This is a genomic window from Paenibacillus sp. W2I17, assembly GCF_030815985.1.
Taxonomy (GTDB): Bacteria; Bacillota; Bacilli; order Paenibacillales; family Paenibacillaceae; genus Paenibacillus.
This window is the reverse complement of sequence record NZ_JAUSXM010000001.1, coordinates 1,798,800-1,814,682: the sequence shown is the minus strand read 5'-3', so window position 1 is coordinate 1,814,682 and position 15,883 is coordinate 1,798,800. Positions and strand designations below refer to the sequence as shown.

The 15,883-nt window shown below is 47.8% G+C and carries 14 protein-coding genes; 6 read left to right on the top strand and 8 right to left on the bottom strand.

The features are described 5' to 3' along the window. Positions 1 to 76 precede the first annotated feature (76 nt). The 4 genes from QF041_RS07735 (at position 77) to QF041_RS07720 (ending at position 5,959) form a co-directional block, all read left to right on the top strand. Positions 77 to 1,237, top strand: coding sequence for a type III polyketide synthase (locus tag QF041_RS07735; protein ID WP_307413327.1), 1,161 nt, complete (start codon positions 77 to 79; stop codon positions 1,235 to 1,237). Between the two features lie 41 nt (positions 1,238 to 1,278). Continuing rightward, positions 1,279 to 3,525, top strand: a complete 2,247-nt coding sequence (locus QF041_RS07730; protein WP_307413325.1) for an MMPL family transporter — start codon at positions 1,279 to 1,281, stop codon at positions 3,523 to 3,525. Positions 3,526 to 3,716: 191 nt separating this feature from the next. Next, entirely contained in the window at positions 3,717 to 4,736 is a 1,020-nt protein-coding gene (locus QF041_RS07725; RefSeq protein ID WP_307413323.1) for a dienelactone hydrolase family protein, read from the top strand. Between the two features lie 107 nt (positions 4,737 to 4,843). Then, a complete protein-coding gene (locus tag QF041_RS07720; RefSeq protein ID WP_307416923.1) occupies positions 4,844 to 5,959 on the top strand; it encodes a rhamnogalacturonan acetylesterase in 1,116 nt (371 codons plus the stop codon). Positions 5,960 to 6,092: 133 nt separating this feature from the next. Here QF041_RS07720 and mnhG read toward each other — a convergent pair whose 3' ends face one another. Genes mnhG through QF041_RS07690 form a run of 6 tightly spaced genes read right to left on the bottom strand, consistent with a single transcriptional unit; the run spans position 6,093 to position 12,001 of the window. Beyond that, positions 6,093 to 6,485, bottom strand: a complete 393-nt coding sequence (gene mnhG, locus QF041_RS07715; protein ID WP_307413320.1) for a monovalent cation/H(+) antiporter subunit G — start codon at positions 6,483 to 6,485, stop codon at positions 6,093 to 6,095. Further along, positions 6,469 to 6,753, bottom strand: coding sequence for a Na(+)/H(+) antiporter subunit F1 (locus QF041_RS07710; protein ID WP_307413318.1), 285 nt, complete (start codon positions 6,751 to 6,753; stop codon positions 6,469 to 6,471). The genes mnhG and QF041_RS07710 overlap by 17 nt, the downstream gene beginning before the upstream one ends. Next, entirely contained in the window at positions 6,753 to 7,229 is a 477-nt protein-coding gene (locus tag QF041_RS07705) for a Na+/H+ antiporter subunit E (protein WP_036608718.1), read from the bottom strand. Before QF041_RS07705 ends, QF041_RS07710 begins: the two co-directional genes overlap by 1 nt. A 6-nt stretch (positions 7,230 to 7,235) precedes the next feature. Then, a complete protein-coding gene (locus QF041_RS07700; RefSeq protein ID WP_307413316.1) occupies positions 7,236 to 8,714 on the bottom strand; it encodes a Na+/H+ antiporter subunit D in 1,479 nt (492 codons plus the stop codon). Further along, the gene (locus tag QF041_RS07695) at positions 8,707 to 9,045 is read right to left on the bottom strand and encodes a Na(+)/H(+) antiporter subunit C (RefSeq protein WP_036608715.1); all 339 of its coding nucleotides are present in this window, start codon (positions 9,043 to 9,045) and stop codon (positions 8,707 to 8,709) included. The genes QF041_RS07700 and QF041_RS07695 overlap by 8 nt, the downstream gene beginning before the upstream one ends. Position 9,046: 1 nt before the next feature. Next, positions 9,047 to 12,001 (bottom strand): Na+/H+ antiporter subunit A, encoded by a 2,955-nt coding sequence (locus tag QF041_RS07690; protein WP_307416922.1) that lies wholly within the window; start codon positions 11,999 to 12,001, stop codon positions 9,047 to 9,049. A 301-nt stretch (positions 12,002 to 12,302) separates the two neighbouring features. Here QF041_RS07690 and QF041_RS07685 point away from each other — a divergent pair, with 301 nt between their 5' ends. Both QF041_RS07685 and QF041_RS07680 read left to right on the top strand, forming a co-directional pair. Beyond that, entirely contained in the window at positions 12,303 to 13,943 is a 1,641-nt protein-coding gene (locus QF041_RS07685) for a sensor domain-containing diguanylate cyclase (protein ID WP_307413313.1), read from the top strand. 72 nt (positions 13,944 to 14,015) lie between these two features. After that, positions 14,016 to 14,537, top strand: coding sequence for a hypothetical protein (locus tag QF041_RS07680; RefSeq protein WP_307413311.1), 522 nt, complete (start codon positions 14,016 to 14,018; stop codon positions 14,535 to 14,537). Between the two features lie 103 nt (positions 14,538 to 14,640). On the opposite strand, the gene QF041_RS07675 is transcribed toward QF041_RS07680, so the two are convergent. After that, on the bottom strand, positions 14,641 to 15,180 hold the full coding sequence (locus QF041_RS07675) for a GGDEF domain-containing protein (RefSeq protein ID WP_307413309.1): 540 nt from the start codon (positions 15,178 to 15,180) through the stop codon (positions 14,641 to 14,643). Beyond that, positions 15,122 to 15,781, bottom strand: coding sequence for a hypothetical protein (locus QF041_RS07670; protein WP_307413307.1), 660 nt, complete (start codon positions 15,779 to 15,781; stop codon positions 15,122 to 15,124). The genes QF041_RS07675 and QF041_RS07670 overlap by 59 nt, the downstream gene beginning before the upstream one ends. Positions 15,782 to 15,883 lie beyond the last annotated feature (102 nt).

Here is a 15,883-nt window from a genome sequence, read left to right as displayed (position 1 = left end):
TCATATGAACCTATTTTATATATAGGTTGTTTAAAAAGCCTACTTTTGAACACGTACGATATAGGAGGTTAAGCCGATGAACCAGCTTGAGGCAACTACTGGGTCAAGTATTATGGGAATAGGAACGGCGTGGCCTGCCCACCGTATTGAGCAAAAGGATGTGTCTGCCCGTCTCGCGCAAGCGCTGGAACATGAGCCAGATGCGAGAAGGTGGGCCAAACGAATCTTTAATCAGTGCGGTGTGGAGACTCGGTATACGTGTGAACCGAATCTGCTTGAGCCTGTTGATTCTTGCCGATATTTACCCTTTACCAGTGCGGAGGAGGTTCCGACTACATCCGAGCGTATGGGCAAATACAAAGCTGCTGCTGTTCCACTTGGTCTGGAGGCGGCCGGACAGGCCCTTCAGGATGCAGACGTATCCTCCTCCGAAATTACACATCTCATTACGGTGAGTTGCACGGGGCAATTCCTGCCTGGACTTGATGTTCGGCTGATCCAGCAGCTTGAACTTTCACCGCAGATCAACCGGATTCCACTGGTGTTTCAAGGATGTGCAGCCGGTCTGAAGGCGATCCAACTGGCGAATTCCATTGTAACGACAGATCAGAAGGCTACAGTTCTCATCGTGTGTGTGGAACTATGCACACTTCACTTTCAGCCATCTGCCAAACGGGACGACCTTTATGCCGCATCGTTTTTCGGAGACGGTGCCTCTGCCTGTGTTATTGGTGCGTCCGGAACAGACCGCAATGAATGTTTTCGATTAGGTCGTGGGCACTCAACGCTGCTCCCGGATTGTGCAGAAGAAATGATCTGGGAAGTGGGCAATACAGGCTTTGATCTCTACCTGTCACCACAGATTCCGAAGCTGCTTGGTTTGCATCTCGGTCCAGAGGTAGAACGGTTGCTGGAGGGGAGCGGTTTACCGGAAATATGGGCGATCCATCCGGGAGGCAGAGGCATCGTGGATGCCGTTCAGAAGCTGTATCAGTTGACAGATGAGCAGGTCTCCTACAGCCGAAACATCCTGCGGGATTATGGCAACCTGTCGTCCGTGACGATTCTTTTTGTTCTTCAAGCCATCCGTGAGGATTACAGACAGAAGGAAGAGCATTCCAGTGGGATAGCGCTGGCCTTTGGCCCGGGACTGACGGCAGAGTTACTTCCTTTTACATACATCCCTGCCCCCATAGCGAACAGAATACCTGTGAATCATGGCATCCAATACCGATGAATATAATCGAATGACTAATCTGATCGCAGAGGAGCTTAGGTATGGGTTATCGCAGACTTGCTGCCTTCATCAGCCGATATCCGCGGTTCATTATTCTCTGCTGGGTATTTATCATCGGGATGTCAGCGGTCTGGGCGTGGAAGTTACCTGACATTGTTCAGGATCACGGATTAAAACGGGTTCACGGGGATGCACAAGCGGTTGAACTTGTTCTGGAGGACGAATTCGGATCTCCTGCTGATCCGGTTATTCTGGTTTTTGAGAAAAAGGAAAATACCTCGCCGTTACAGTTCCGGCAGTGGATCAAGGATCGTTTGACACAGGTTCAAGTGTTGCCTGCGGTAACCTCTATCACGTCCCCTCTGGATGTTAGCGAAAGAGTGACGCTGCAAGACCAAAGGGCTTATGCCTTTGTGAAAATGGATGTGCCCGCGCATCAGATGGGTCCCCCACTGGAGCAGTTGCGCGCCGTGCTGGCAACAGAGGGTCCAGGTACGGTGCAATTGACGGGAAAGGCAGTCGTCCAGCAGGATGTCAATCATCTGAGCTTCCGTGATCTGGAACGGGCAGAGATGGTGGGACTGCCGATTGCCCTGATCGTTTTGTGTTTTGCATTCAGGGGGCTACATGCCGCGTTGATTGCTGTCATGATGGGGATCAGTGCTGTGATTACTGCTATGGGAGTCACGTCACTCCTTGGTTATCATCTGGAATTGTCCAACTTTATCATTAATGTGATTCCCATGGTGGGCATGGCACTGAGTATAGACTTTGCCCTGATCATCCTGAGCAGGTACAGGGAAGAACTTCAGCGGGTCTACGAAGATAAAGGCGAAGCTAACGTTACGGGCAGCAGCCTGGATATGCAGAGCGAGGTTTTGCGGAGCGAGATTCTTCAGCGAACATTACGTACAGCAGGCAGAGCAGTGTTGTTCTCGGCAGCTTGCGTGCTCCTTGGTCTGCTGGGTCTGCTCTGGATCAGACTGCCGATGTTTCTAAGTGTCTCCTTGGGGGCCATTATTGTTCTGCTCCTATCGCTACTGTTAAATGTTACGCTGCTGCCAGCTCTGCTGTCACTGTCTGCGGATCGGGTATTCAGGCGAAAGTCAGTCTATTTGTTACCCAGACGCTCGGTCTGGCATAGATGGTCAGCAAGGGTCATGAAACGACCAGTCCGTATGGCCATTGGAGGTACGGTTGTGCTGCTCCTGTGTGTTTATCCAGTGACTCGGCTGGAACTGTCCGTCCCGGATGCTTCTTCACTGCCAGAGAGAATGGAGTCCCGCCAGGCAGCAGAGCAGTTGCAACATGATCTGGGGCAAAAGAATACTTCCGCTATCGAGATCGTGATTGGCGGACAACAGGAACTGTTGACTGCCAATCACTGGCAGTTAGCCTACAACAAAGCCTGTCAACTACTGCAGGACTCAGACGTATTGAGCATTGTTTCACCATGGGGCCTATTACAGCCGAATCAAAATGCCTCGCAAAGCCTTATTCGAATTCCACCGAAGGAGCTCATTCCTTCCATAGAAGGCAAGGAGTCAACAAGGACGGCATGGTTGCGTTCAACGGTCTCTGATCATTCCATACGATTGATAGCCACTGTGCACGGGGAGCCTGGTTCGGAACAGGTTGCAGACTGGCTGGAACGAATGAGGAATAGCGATCATGCACCAGGCTCCAACAATGTAAAACTACGTTATGGTGGGGAAGCTGCCAAGCAGTATGAAATAATGCAGGAAGTCACAAGTCAACTGCCCAAAGTGCTGGTATTTGTAGTGGTCACCAATTATCTTGTGTTACTGGCGGCATTCCGATCGATGCTCATTCCAATCAAGGCAATTCTGATGAATCTGCTCAGCTTAGCCGCTTCATTTGGCATATTGGTGTGGGTGTTCAATGAAGGACATCTAGGTATGGAGCCGTCAGCCATTGCCATTATGATTCCTGTATTCATTGCAGGATTGGTGTTTGGCATATCCATGGATTATGGTGTGTTTATGCTGAGCCGTATTCAGGAAGTGTATAGACGAACCGGAGACAGTGATGTGGCTGTCCAACAGGGATTGGCTTCTACAGGCCGGCTGGTTACCTCCGCAGCGGCAATTCTGCTTGCGGTGACCGTGCCGTTTGCCATTGCTGAAGTCGCAGGTGTGAGGCAGTTAGGGGTCGGAATCACGGCAGCGGTGTTGATTGACGTTACATTAATCCGTCTAATACTGGTACCTGCATTGATGAAATTAATGGGCAGGTGGAACTGGTGGCTGCCAGGTCAGATGAAATGAAGGGTATTTCCGTAACCTGTCTTCAGGTTGGAGATATCCTTTTTTTGGCTAGAAATCGTATGATTCCATTCAAAACAGGCAAACATGTTCAATTCATGGGTGACCTAGATGTTCTATAATGGATGGGATTAATTCCATATAACAGTCTTTTATCTACGTTATCCTACGAAAAACAGGAGGGACACAGGCCCATGTCTGATATTGAAGCCTATCTACAACAACAAACGAATCTTCGTGGTCGTTCCGCGTATCATGCAGATCAACCCCTTGAGTTATGGCGCAATCAGCTACGTACTCGCGTGAAAGAACGGCTGGGCGGTTTCCCCACGATGGCGGCCGCACTGAATCCAATCTTACTGGAGCGCATTACATGTGACGGATATATTCGGGAGCGGATTGAAATCACGACCTATGCAGGACTTCGCATGCCTGTATATTTATTAATTCCGGGTGATGGAAGCATTACCGAAAACAAGAGACCTGCTATCGTTGCTTGTCATGGGCATGGCTACGGTAGCCGAGAGATCTCGGGTATGGAACCGGATGGGTCACTACGGACAAGCGAGCCCGGATTACACAAGGACTTTGCAGTAGCTCTTGTGAAGCGTGGATATGTGGTTGCGGCTCCAGAGTTGCTCGGATTTGGTGATCGAAGATTGGAAGAGGACCGCGATGCGCCACCAGGGGCAAGTTCCTGTACGAAGATTGCTGCACATCTGCTCATGGTGGGGAAGACCCTCGCCGGTCATAGGGTGTATGAAACAACACGTGTATTGGATTATGTATCGACCCGGCCAGAAGTGGATTCGGAGCGAATTGGAAGCATGGGTATCTCGGGCGGTGGGCTGGTGACCGCATTTACAGCCGCGTTGGATGAACGGTTCCGGGCAACTGTAGTAAGTGGTTATGCAAGTACATTCCAGGGCAGCATACTGGATCGGAACCATTGTCTGGACAACTATGTGCCAGGTATCCTGCGTGAAGCGGAGTTGCCGGATCTCATCGGCCTGATTGTGCCTAGGCCACTTTTTATTGAAGCCGGAAGTGATGATCAGGTGTTCCCAATCCATGCAGCGAGAGAGGCGTATGCCCGTTTGACACACATATATGAGCAGGCGGGAGCATCAGAATCACTGGATGCGGATTTCTTTACAGGTGGACATGAGATTAGCGGAGCGAAGGCTTATGACTGGCTTGATCAAGTTCTGTGAAGCTGTGGATCGTGCACCAATATAATTCTGATTCGAGAGGAGAATTCGTGATGAAATGGCCAATATCGGTAAAGCTTCTGCTCTGTTTTGTTCTGTTTGCGAGTACAATGGGCATCGGTTTGGGAAGCAGTGAAGGGCAAGTCGCCGAAGCGGCAACGGACAATTACAGATTTGATTTTGGTTCGGGTGCTGTTGAGAGCGGTTACACAGGCGTGTCCGCAGGAGATGCTTATACGCCTACGAAAGGTTATGGCTTCAACACACCTGCACAGATGAGGAATGTGTCTGCCGCAGGAAGCGGGGTTAAGAGTGACGCTGTGCAGTTTTTAACTTTTGGTACCAAGAGCAACAATACCTTCAATGTGAATCTGTCCAATGGCCTATATGAAGTTAAAGTGATCCTGGGTAATACTTCCAGATCCAGCGTGGCTGCAGAAGGTGTCTACCAGATCATCAATATGACAGGCAACGGGGCAACGGACCAATTTCAAATTCCGGTGACTGACGGGCAATTAAACCTGCTGGTTACGGAAGGAAAGACAGGCACCGCCTTCACACTTAGTGCACTCGAAATCCGAAAGTTATCCAATCAGACCGTTACCAACCGCACAATCTACATTGGTGGTGATTCAACAGTTTGTAATTACTATCCGCTGGGTAGCAGTGTACAAGGAGGTTGGGGACAGCTGTTTCCGTCCTATGTGAACAATTCCACCTTCCAGGTTCGAAATATGGCGTCAAGTGGTCAATTTGCGAGAGGTTTCCGCGATGATGGTCAGATGGAAGCAATTCTGAAGTATATCAAGCCGGGAGATTATTTTATTTTGCAATTCGGAATTAACGATACCAATGCCAAGAACAATACAACGGAGGCGCAGTTCAAGGAGATTATGCGGGATATGGTACGTCAGGCGAAGAACAAAGGAGCAACGGTTATCCTCTCCACGCCTCAGGGCCGGGCAACAGACTTTAATACAGCCAACGTACATCAAGCGGAGAACCGCTGGTACAATCAATCCACACGTGCACTCGCTCAGGAAGAGGGAGTTACCCTTGTTGAACTGAATAAGTTAAGTTCTGCCTATTTCACGTCCATTGGTCCTGCGGCAACACTTGCTCTATATATGACAGGGGATAGTCTGCATCCGAATCGTCAAGGGGCTGCGGAGCTTGCACGTATTGTGGCTGCGGATCTTAGAAGACAGGGACTGAATGGATTCTGACTTTACTACTTAATCAGTCTGCATAATCAGTGGTTGATATGATTTGTGTATCAAAATAAAAAAATACCCCCGGGAACAACCCGCGAAACGGGCGGCTGATCCTCGGGGGTATTCGTTATGCCTAGGCTGGGGATTACTCCATCATATCCTTGGCTTCATGGTTTACTTTTTTCCCTTTTAACAAGGGTTCCAATTCATCTTGCACGCTCTGCTCCCACAGTGGTACATCTGTGCGATAGGCGGCCCGTCCGTTCAGATGTCCGGCGACCGGAGCCGTGATGAAGACAAACAGGATACCTAACAATAAGCGGGCACTGATATAGTTATCGAAGTACCAAAAGAAGAAAAATGTAGCGCTTAATACACAGAACACACCAAGAGTCATACTTTTGGTTGCGGCATGGGCACGTAGATATACATCAGGCAGACGAATAAGTCCGAATGCACTGAGTGCACTGAGTAGTGCACCGAGCAGTACGAGTAGACCTATAGCTGTTTCAGCGGCTACTTTAACGATCTCCATCATTTTTGAATACCGCCCCCCGTTCAATATAACGTGCAAATGCCACTGTACTTAAAAAGGCCAAAATGCCAATCAGCAAGATAATATCCAGATAGGCTTGGGTTTGCAGCATCATCGACAGAACGGCAACGATGGAAATCACATTGATACCGATCGTATCCAGTGCCGTGATCCGATCAGCCATGGATGGTCCCCGAAGCACCCTGTACAAGCAACCCAGAATGGCTAAGGAGAGAATGAGCAATGAGATGAACAACAGTGAGGATAACATTAACGCGTCACCTCCATAATTGCTTTTTCAAATGTATTTTGGATATCATCTCTCATTTTCTGTTCATCCTTGATATCCAGTGCGTGAATAAACAGTTTGCGTTGATTACCCGAGATCTCAAGCGGCAGAGAACCTGGTGTCAATGAGATGAGTAAGCAGAGCAGAGTAACTTCCCAATCCGAGGACAATTGAGTTTTATACGTAAAAATACCGGGCCTTATATCTAACTTTGGCTTGATAATCTGGCGTATAACCTCAATGCTGGCTCGCACCAGTTCCTTGAACAGCAGTGTAATCAGTTTGAAGATGGCCCAGACTCGCACAATATAGAACCGCTGGGGGAAGAATCTGCGCATCCCCCCGATGAGAAGCAGTCCGAGCAGGTAACCTATGAGAAAACCAACACCATTCCAGGCGTTGTTCAGAAACATCCATACAAAAGCAATGATAAGATTCAGTACAATCTGAAAGGCCATAGACATCTACTCCTTCAATACGGCATCAATATAAATATTGGGATGCAGTAGAATATCGCCTGCGCGGGAGGTCAATTGAAACATGCCTTCAGCCCCCACACCCATTACGATGATGAATACAAACAGAATTCCGGCTGGAATCAGCAGGCCGTTCACCGCGTAAGGGCGTCTTATAACCCCGGCAGGTGGTTCGCCCCAGAACGCTTGTATGAAGATGCGCAGTACCGAATATAACATCAACAAGCTCGAAAGCACCGCAATGCCGGTCAGACCATACAAGCCTGCCTGCAAGCCGCCTTCAAAGAGAAGTAACTTCCCCGGAAAACCACTAAATGGCGGCAAACCTGCCAAGGCAAGTGCGCTAATGAAGAACATCCAGCCGAGCAGCGGATAACGATGGATCAGCCCGCCCATGTTGTCGAGTTTGGATGTTCCGGCAACAGCGATCAAGGCACCGCCGAGCAGGAAGAGCAATGTTTTGATCAACATATCATGCAGCATATAGAAGAGCAGACCTTCCAGTGCAGGGCGACTGGCCGCGGCCATACCAAAAGCTACAAACCCCACACCTGCAACCACGTTGTAGATGAGAATCTTGTTTACATCGCGGTATGAGATCGCACCGATGACACCCAGGACCATCGTTGCTCCAGCCATCCATCCGATTAGTGCATGGAAGAAATCCGGATCATGATAGAAGATCAGTGTGAATGTTCGCACAATCGCGTACAAGCCAACCTTGGTAAGCAATCCTGCGAACAATGCAGTGACAACAGCAGGTGGTGCCGCATAAGAGCCCGACAGCCAGAAGAACAGGAACAGCCCGGCCTTGATGCTAAATACGATCAGAAAGAGAACGGCAATTAAGGTAATGACCCCGCTCTGTCCCACTTCAGCAATTTTTACAGACAAGTCTGCCATGTTCAGTGTGCCAGTAATAGAGTAGAGGAAGCCGATGGAAGCGACAAAAAGAGCTGAAGAAACGATGTTAATCAAGACATATTTGATCGTTTCCCGAAGCTGTCTTTCCGTACCTCCCAATACGATCAGTGCGTAGGAAGAGATCAGCATCAGTTCAAAGCAAACAAATAAGTTGAACAAATCTCCGGTTAGGAATGAACCGTTAACGCCCGCGATCAGAAAATGAAAGAACGGATAGAAGTGGTGCTCTTCCCGCTCCTTGTTCACACTGCGGAACGCATACAGCAGACATGCCAGTGCAATGATGGAAGCAGCGACGACAAGTAGCGCCGATACCATGTCCGCAACAAGCACAATACCATAGGGAGGTGCCCATCCACCCATATTAAGTGTTAGAACTCCAGTCTGAGCTACCCGCGTAATGAGTATCGTTGAGACCGCTGCTGTAAACAAAAGTCCAATGACACTAATGATCCGCTGGATATTTATTTTTCGGAAAAATAGCAGAGCCAGAACACCTGTAATCAAAGGCAACAGAATCGGCAGAACGACGAGATTATTCATATGGGCGCCCCCTTACTTCTTCCATATCGTCTGTTCTCAGCTTCAGATAAGAACGATAGGAGAGAACAAAGAAGAACGCAGTGAGTCCGAAATTAATAACAATCGAAGTGAGTATCAAAGCCTGAGGAAGAGGATCGACATAACGTTCAGCCATCTCCCCAAGCAGTGGTGGTGCCCCGGTTTTGAGACGTGACATGGTGATCAAGAGCAGATGCACGCCATGGGTTAGTATGGACATGCCAAGTACGATACGGAGCAGGCTCCGCGACAAGATTAAAAAGACGGCAACCGCAAACAGAATGCCAACGGCTACACACATCAATATTTCCATATCAGCGATCCTCCCCGATCTGTAGAATGATGGTCATGGTGACACCCAGGACAGCGAGATACACGCCAAGATCAAATAGCATGGCCGTGGCGAGTTCTGTCTCTCCCAGCAAAGGAAGTTCGAAATAGCCGAAGGTTTGACTTAGGAACGGGACTCCGAATATAAATGAACCCGCACCCGTAAGTAAGGCTATACCCAATCCGATTCCTGTTAGAATACGGAAGTCAACCGGTAACGCTTTGCGTATTGTATCTGTACTGAATGCCAGGGCAATCAATACGAGCGCTGCAGCTGTTACCAAGCCGCCGATGAAACCTCCGCCCGGATTGTGGTGACCTGCAAAGAAGAGGTGCATGGCAAACGTCAGTATGATGAACACAACGACCTTGGTAGTTGTTTGCAGCAATACATCATTACTCTGCAAGGGGACGGTATCCCACGAGGATGAGCTGCGTTCCCGGTTACCATACTTTTTCGTATTGTCCGCTTCATCATCCAGAGCAGGTTCGGAATCCTGACTCTCGTCCTTTTTACGAAACTTCAAGCGGGCTCCGAGATCTTTCGCTTCAAGGTTCAGATTAATCATGGAGTAGATGGATAACGAAGCAACGCCAAGCACCATAATCTCCAATAACGTATCGAAGCCACGGAAATCTACCAGCAACACATTCACGACATTTTTACCACCAGCCGAGTCATACGCTTCCTGAAGGAAAAAGGTAGAAATGCTGTCCAGTGAGGCTGTTCCGCTTGCTGCCAATGCAACAAAAGTCATCACGATCCCGACTGCAATCGCTACGATCATATTTACTGTGAGATAACTGCGGCTTGATTTGCCACGTTGAAGCTCAGGCAGATGGTAGAAGCAGAGCAGGAACAACGCAACGGACACGGTCTCAACAATCATCTGTGTCAACGCCAGATCCGGCGCACGGAAGAGTACAAACAGCAGGGTTACGAGGTAACCAACCGCTCCGGTCATAATGACTGCCGACAGTCTGTTCTTGGCAAAAGGAATCGAAACTGCAGCACCGATGAGCGTGACTAGCAGTACCACCTCATAGAATGAGTAAGGTGCATTGCCCTGCAGATTCCAGGTAATATTTTCTCCTGAACGGAAGAAGGCATAGACCAGCAACGCGACCGTGAATGAGAAAATGTAAACGAGATAATTACGAACCGAGCCATTCATATAGGCTTCCGTCCATTTGCGTGCATAATGCTGAAGATTATCCAGCACGACGTGGTACATATTGTTAATTGTTAATCCTTGTGGATAATGCTCATAAATATTCCTCCATCGTGGCAACAGCTTGTAGAGAGTGATTCCGAGAATCACAACTCCGATCGTCATAATCAGTTCCGGAGTCCATCCGTGCCATAGGGAGAAATGTACATCGAAGCGCTCATTCCCATTCAAGAGGGATGGAAGCACAGCGGCCATTGCCGGTTCAATCAGTGATCCGGCCAGCAGATTCGGGAAGAGTCCGAATACAACGACAAGAACACCTAGAACAACAGGCGGAATGAGCATGCCAGCGGGCGCTTCGTGCAGCTTCTCGGCAGGGATCTCGCTTTGGCTACGACCGAGGAATGTTTTGAACACGATAATAAGCGCATAGATCAGGGTAAACACACTTGCAAGCCAAGCGAATACAGGCAATAGAACACTCCAGGACCCAAGTCCAAAGATTCGCAGATGCGTGACTTCTACCATCGCCTGAAAGAATAACTCCTTGCTCAGGAATCCGTTGAACGGCGGAATACCCGCCATGGCAAGTGAACCGATCAAAGCCACGGTGAATGTAATTGGCATGAATGAAGCAAGTCCACCGAGCTTTCGAATGTCACGTGTACCCGTTTCATGATCGACAATGCCTACAACCATAAACAGAGCGGCCTTGAAGGTCGCATGATTAAACAGGTGAAGCAGCGCAGCAGTTATTGCCACGGTATACATCGCAGAGGATTCGCCATATCCGAAGTAGAGAGCAGCAGATCCAACCCCTAAGAGGGACATGATCAGACCAAGTTGAGAGATGGTCGAATAGGCAAGAATCGCTTTGAGATCGTTTTTTTTCACCGCCAGGAATGATCCATAACACAAAGTCAGAAGACCAACGCCGGTAACGAGCCAGAACCAGAGTCCCTGTCCACCGAAGATTGGTGTAAACCGTGCTACAACGTACAGTCCGGCCTTAACCATGGTGGCTGAGTGAAGATAGGCACTAACAGGTGTCGGAGCTTCCATGGCATCCGGCAGCCAGATATGAAATGGGAACTGAGCTGACTTGGTGAAAGCTCCAATCAGGATCAAGACAAGTGCGGGTAGAAATAATGCGCTCTCCTGAAACTGACCCAATCCTGTAATGGTTGCACGAATACTGAATGTTCCGGTAATGAGATACATCATCATGAATCCGGTAAGCATGGCGAAACCGCCAAATACCGTAATCAGGAATGATTTTTGTGCTCCTGAAGTCGAGGCTTTACGTTTGTAATGGAATGCAATCAACAGGAATGACGTAATACTGGTCAATTCCCAGAATCCGTAGAGCACGATCATATTATCAGACAGCACCACGCCCAGCATGGCTCCCATGAACATCAACAGATACAGGTAGAAACGGTTCAGCGCTTCTTTCATATCCATATAGAAGATGGAGTAGAGAACAACGAGGACACCGATTCCGGTGATTAGCAGTGTCAACATGAGGCTCAGACCGTCCAGATACAGATTAAATCCAATGTCCAGTGAAGGAATCCACGGGATATTTCCGGATACGGTATTGTGCTGTGACACAGCGGGTATGAGACTCGCAAAGTATACAAATAATAGTGCCGGGACAAGGAGAACCGGCCATCCCAAATGTTTTTTACGGAAGAAACGATGCAGCATGGCAAGAAAAATGCCAGCGGCAAAAGGCAGAATAACAGCAACATGAAGCAGGCTCAACATTACACCCCCAATGTTTAGTATTTCGATTACTCTCTCTGTGACATACAGGCGCATGATCCTTTGAAGGATATGCTTGCTCTCTATATTCATAACCCAAGTATGTATATACAGAATCGTGTCTATTCTTTGAATGGAAGAAACACGGTGAAGATTTCAGTATAATATTGTATGGGCATGTATAATAAAAAAACACACAAGTTCCGATAAATATGAAAACGATTAGGTGACATTCCGTGTACTCTTTGCAGCATAGTTATGTTGAAAAGCAAGATGGTTTCACCGTGTAATGGAGGAAGTAATGTCATTCAAAATTAGAACTGTGCTTACAGTCATCTTTGCTGTGTTATCCTTGCTGGTTACCCTGACGATTGGGTCTATTTTTAGCCAAAAGTCATTTGTTGCTGTAGAGACTGAGATTGGTCACTCGCTTACAGGCACGGCCTCACAGGCTTCGGACAAGCTGGATCGATTCATGTCCGCTCGCGCGGGTGAACTGGACCTGCTGGGCCAAATGGCTTCGTTGGAAGATGAATTCCAACCTGATGAGATTCAGATGCTGCTGGATCAGTTACAAGATAGCTTTCCCTCATTCTCATGGGTTGGATTCATGGACCCGAAAGGAAAAGTGTTAGCTGCCACGGATGGTATCTTGCTTGGGGAAAATTTATCAGAGCGACCTGTGTATCAGGAGGGAATCAAGGGTAAATTCATTGGAGATGTGCATAATGCAGTACTTCTTGCCAAGCTGCTTCCGAATCCAACGGGAGAGCCGTTGCAATTTGTCGATATCAGTTTTCCGCTGAAGGATAGCAAAGGAATGATTCAAGGTGTGCTCGCTGCACATTTAAGCTGGGAATGGGCGAAGGAAGTCGAGGAGTCCGTGCTCGCCCCATTGAAAAGGGAAGAAAAGGACATTGAGTTCTTTATCGTGAGCAAAAAGGAACATACAGTGCTGCTCGGGCCGAAGGAATGGATTGGTAAACCATTGGTATTGCCCGGCATTGAAGAGGCTCAGCTAAACAAAAGCAGTTGGTCCATTGAAAAGTGGCCTGACGGTAATGAATATGTGACAGGGTTTGCCTACAGCCAGGGTCATCTGGATTATCCCGGATTAGGCTGGACCGTAGTCATTCGTCAAGTCAAGTCATCTGCTTTTGCTTCTGTGTTTGACCTGATGTGGTTTAATGTGTGGTCTGGACTCGCCGTTACCGTGCTGTTTGCACTGATTGGCTGGTTTGTCTCACGTCTGATCTCTTCCCCACTTGTGCGTCTTACCAGAGTAGCCAATCGACTGCGTGCAGGGGAAGAGCTTGAGATTCCTGCGATTAAAGGGATTAAGGAGATTGAAGTGTTGTCCCGTTCACTTCGGGATATGCTGACCTCTCTTATGAATAAAAACTCAGAGCTGGTCGTGATGCAGAATCTGGCGCATTTTGATCAGTTGACTAGACTGCCGAATCGCACTGCCCTTGAAGTGTATCTGGAGGAGTCTCTGGAGACCGAAAGTGAAAATCACACGCTGACTTTTCTCTATCTGGATCTCGATGGATTCAAACGGGTCAACGATACACTTGGACATCAGACTGGAGATGTGTTACTACAGAAAGTGGCCCAGCGACTGTCTGCTCTTGGTCAGGTGAAGGGGATAACAGTCCGATTGGGCGGAGATGAATTCCTGATTGTACTTCAGTCTGTTGGGAGTCATCCGAGGGAAGAAGCCATGGCTTATGCAGAAGCCATCATTCAAAGTCTGAACAAGCCGTTTATTATTGAATATGAGCGAATTCGAATTGGATGTAGCATTGGAGGTGCGGAATATCCAATCAACAGCGCCAATCCAAGTGAGATTATCCGGATGGCGGACGAAGCTTTGTATGAGTCCAAACGTGCAGGCAAGAACAGAATGACATTTTATTCCGAGTTGAAGCAGGATCGTTAGCGTATAATAACAATAGCTGGGTTATCCCAATTACCTTTGTGCGAATAAGCGTATAGACAAGGAGGGGTGAAATTGTCTGGAAAATATACAACTGTACCTTATGGTTATGAGCCACCTGCGGCCAGCCGCAAAGGTACACTGACTTTTTATGACTCGTTTGAACATGTGACTGATGAGCAACTCGAGCGAGCCGCTGCAACGGTAGATACCCGTTCATTCATACAGCTTGTGCTGTATCCTTTACACGAGAGCACGTTTAAACGAATGAGCAAGGATACGATACAGGCATATTACAAAAGAGAAGACCGCCTGCATGATTGGCGGCGGGAACATCCAACTTCACGTATACGTGTGGAGGGACTTGAGGGCAAGAGAAAGAAATATACACCTGTGGATAGCGCGCTGCGCCATATCACTGCGGAATATCCAGCCCCTCACTTTCTTTATTTGACGATTGAGATGGCGAATATGTTTGCTTCATTTGATTCCTTCAAGGATTGGATCAAAGAGCTGCGTCTCATCATTGACGGATCGTCCGGAGATCTGCATCCTAGGTTGGAGCAAAATCGTCATCGCTGGGAATGGGCGGAATGAAAACATAGACGTATGAAGAAGATCAGCCTGCTGATCGTATTCAAACCCAAAAAAAGTTGTGTTGTACAAACCGGAATTCCGGTGTACAGCACAACTTTTTTATTTATATTTTCTCTGCCAAGGACGGAGTCAGATCAAGTGATGTTACGGTTTTATTTTTACCTGTTCGTTTGGCGGCATACAGACAGGCATCCACTTCCTCGAACAATTTGTCTTTGGTTAGATTGGGACTGTAGCTTTTGAGACCGATACTCACCGTGATGGAAGCTCCTTCAAGTTCCAGATGGCCCATCAGGGCAATCTTCTGACGAATCTGTTCCACCAAGGCATAGGCCTGCTTGAAAGATTGCTCAAACATCAATAAGGCGAACTCTTCGCCCCCGTACCGTGCTGCAATATCACTTGAGGTAATGGTTTCCTGAATGATCAGGGACACTTTCTCCAGAATGATGTCTCCAACCCGATGACCATACGTATCATTAATGGATTTGAAGTCATCAATATCGATCAGGGCCAGATGCAGACTCATGCCACTGTTGGCATACTCAAATGCTTTTTCATAATAATCCTTGAATGAGCTTTGATTATAAAGGTTGGTTAAACCGTCTGTTTTGGATTGTTTGGTCATAATGGCATTTCGCACAATAAGGTCCCTGCTTGGCAAGCATACTGGCCTGAAGATCATCGAGCACCTCAACGCCGCTAGTTACGATAACTTGTGCTACATATGTACCTAGGATTAGAAAAGCAGGAATGGATACCATGTCAAATGAAGACAGGTACAATCGGTAGGCTGGGTCGAACAGAACGAGAAGGTAACCGATCATCTGCATTAGGAAGACAATCCAGACTCTCTTTTTACTGAAGAACAGCACCGAAGCAAAGATGGGCAACAGACAGATTGCTAATATAATCCGAATGTCATAATTGACATGAATAATCGTCCAGGCGATAACCGTGCTGGCTATAGACATGGTGTAAAAGGAATATGAACTGAAGCGCCGATCAACCCAACTTGCGAACAAAATGCATGAACTGCTGACGGCCGTAGGCCAGAAAAGCACATTCATCAAGAAATCTATTGGTGTGCGATCATACTCCAGAAACAGGAAACAGCCAATCTGAATGGCGAAATGTGCAATGATGACTATCCAGTAGGCATGGAGCATTTTTTGAATCCATTTGGAATGTTTGAACTCGTACTCTGTTGGAATGTGTCTATTGTACGTATGGAAACCTTTCATATATCACCGCTGACTGCATCATAATGGTACGACAGAATTACTCTCGTATATGATAATTATAAATCACAATGAACAAAACGCAAATGTATTTAACTGTTATGT